At 44.8% G+C, this 2,544-nt stretch carries 2 protein-coding genes and 1 pseudogene; 1 reads left to right on the plus strand and 2 read right to left on the minus strand.

Annotated elements, in window-relative coordinates; genetic code table 11:
* Positions 1–50: 50 nt before the first annotated feature.
* Together JT739_RS12075 and JT739_RS12080 are read right to left on the minus strand one after the other, a co-directional pair.
* On the minus strand, positions 51–1,760 hold the full coding sequence (locus JT739_RS12075) for a recombinase family protein (RefSeq protein WP_237661377.1): 1,710 nt from the start codon (positions 1,758–1,760) through the stop codon (positions 51–53).
* A gap of 99 nt (positions 1,761–1,859) precedes the next feature.
* Positions 1,860–2,393: a DUF4352 domain-containing protein gene (locus JT739_RS12080; protein ID WP_237661378.1), complete on the minus strand. Its 534-nt coding sequence runs from the start codon at positions 2,391–2,393 to the stop codon at positions 1,860–1,862.
* A gap of 16 nt (positions 2,394–2,409) precedes the next feature.
* Here JT739_RS12080 and JT739_RS12995 point away from each other — a divergent pair.
* Positions 2,410–2,544, plus strand: a pseudogene (locus JT739_RS12995) (lipoate--protein ligase); the annotation flags it as partial.

A 2,544-nucleotide genomic window follows, 5' to 3' on the forward strand; every position in this document is an offset into this window, starting at 1 on the left:
CAAAGTAATTTTACACTAAGCCTTTAGTCTAACAATTTTTGTAAATAAAATTACCAACAGTATTTAGGATTCGCTATATCTTCAATCGGGACAATTCCCCGAACCTCTAAACGGTCTGGATACACCCACAGCTTAACTTGCAACCTGTCAAGCAGTTCCTCCCAAATTACTACTCTCTGTGGGAATCCGACCGTTAAATGTTTTTCATCGTGAACCTTTACAAAAGCAATATTCTCCGTAACGGTATTCTCATCCGGTCGGTAGCGGACATCAAACAGTTCCTCTTCAATCGCTTCTTTCACGACAGCAATATTCTGCTCCAGCTTCGTGAGGTTTTCCATCTCCGGCCAGTAATGTTCGTAACGCTTGCGGACGGCAAGTTCCTGTTCCTTCAGTTCGTTAATTTGCCGTTTATAATCCTCATGAGACAAAGCCCCGTCAACATAGACAGTAGCGAGCCTTTTCTGCTTCTCCTGCAGTTGCGAAATCTGCTCTGATATTGGAGAAAGCAGGGTTTCAAGTTCTTCCTTCCGGCGTTCCAGCGAACCGACGTACTCCTCGATGGCTTTCCGCATCTGGTCTTTGTCTTGAAGCATATCAATAAGCCGTTTTTTGACTTCTGCAGTAACTGCTTCGCCGTCAAGCACAGGGCTGTCGCATTTCGGGCTGCCGTCAAGGTGGTACTGCTTCAATTTCCCGTTGCACTTGAAAACCAGCTTTGTGCCTTTGTTATACATAGCATCGTGAAACGGGCGCTGGCAGACACCGCAGAAGATACGACCGGCAAGTATAGGCTTGGGTCTCTTGCGGTTAAACCCTCCTCTGGACTGCACTCTCTTCTCCTGCGCTTTCTCCCAGAGCATCTTGTCAATTATCGGCGGGAAGTCTACCTCAAACCACCCATCAGTTTTTTCCTTCTTTATTTTTTCGACCTGTTCTGGACTGACCTGCATTTTATCACCCCTCCAGGGATAATTTGTCCCGGCGTAAACGGTGTGAGTAAGAATACGCTGGACAGTAGCGTCGCTCCAATAAGCCTGCATTTTCCCAGCGCGCCCTTTTCGAGTTTTGCGAAATTGGTTAGGCGTAGGTATACCGAGTTCAGTCAGCTTTTCGGCAATCCGCACCATACCCAAAGGCCGTCCTGACTCGTCTCCATAGACGTACCATTGGAAAATAAGCTTAACTATCTTGGCTTCATCTTCTCGAATTACCCACTCTTCCTTTTCGTCATCCCACTTGTAACCTAAAGGTTGAGACCCACCTGAATACTTGCCTGCTTTTGCCAGCTTTTTCTTGCCGGTCACCGTCCTTAATTTGATAACTTCCCTTTCATACTCCGCAAAAGTGGCAAGGATGTTAGACTGCAGCTTACCTTCAGGAGTGTCGTCGTTAGACCCCTGCACGAAAATAAAGCCGTCTCCTTTAAGGCCGCACCGCCTTACTTTTCGGGCTTCGTCCCGCAGGGCGGCAAAAAGGGCAAGAGAGCGGGAAAGCCTGTCTTGACGGTAGACGAAGATAGCGTCGTATTCTCCCGCTTGGTATTTCTCCCAAAGCTGATGGAGCACTGGTCTCTCATCAATACCCAGTGCTCCGCTGTAACCGTCTTCTTTGAAAATGTCTTCTTCTGTAACGTGGTAACCTCGTCTTTTTGCTTCCTCCATACAGATTTCCGCTTGAGTATCAAGAGAGGTTCCGTCTGCTTGGTCTTCTGTGGATACCCGACAGAGTATCGCAGCGCGTTTTGGTAGTCCTTTCATAATATCACCTCATCTGCGTTCCCATTACATCACACACACACACATATATATATATAAAAGAAAAGGCGCCGAAGCGCACTCTTGCACAAAAACTTATACTTACTCTAAAGATAGTGTGGTATCGAAAGGCTTAGCCTCGAAAGATTTCTCATTGAAAACGTCTCCTAAGTGAAGCGCAATTGACGTGACTTCTTCAGGAGTTAAAGTCTTACCTTCTGGCGTAGTGAAAACTACTACACCGGATTTTTCAACCCCGGGATGAATATCACCAGAGACGTCACCTTCAGTCATAAACATATTCGCATCCAGTTGCATACTACCAACAACAGCACTACCCTGGTCTGGATAGAAAGTTAATTTATCACTGGTTTCGTTCTTAATTGTCATACCAACAAGAATACGTTCTTTTTCTACCTGCACCTCTCCAATGGTAATCTTTAATCCATTAACAGAAAATTCCTTATTAACAGCTACTTTCTTTGTGTTTTCCTCGGGTTTTGACTGAGCTTCAGATTTAGCGGAATCTGACTCAGCCCCTGTCTTTACGCCTGAAGGTTCACCACAGCCAGTTAGCGTCACAATTAAAAGCCCAATTAACAAACCAACAAGTAGTTTTCTAGTATGTAGAAACATTATACTACCTCCTCGTAAGCCGGAAAAAATCAAGTCGAAGGGCATAAAATCCGTAAAAAGCAGAGTTACAAATATAAAAGATTATCTACCAGATAAAAATGTTACAGTATCTCAATTTAAAGAAATGCTGCTTAAGTTTGTGTTTGAGGTA

Source organism: Tepidanaerobacter sp. GT38, from assembly GCF_021991635.1.
Classification (GTDB): Bacteria; Bacillota; Thermosediminibacteria; order Thermosediminibacterales; family Tepidanaerobacteraceae; genus DTU063.

Bases quoted from the DNA above. Each gene is read 5' to 3' on its own strand.
- JT739_RS12075 (WP_237661377.1), bottom strand. From the start codon at position 1,760: ATGAAAGGACTACCAAAACGCGCTGCGATACTCTGTCGGGTATCCACA.
- JT739_RS12080 (WP_237661378.1), bottom strand. From the start codon at position 2,393: ATGTTTCTACATACTAGAAAACTACTTGTTGGTTTGTTAATTGGGCTT.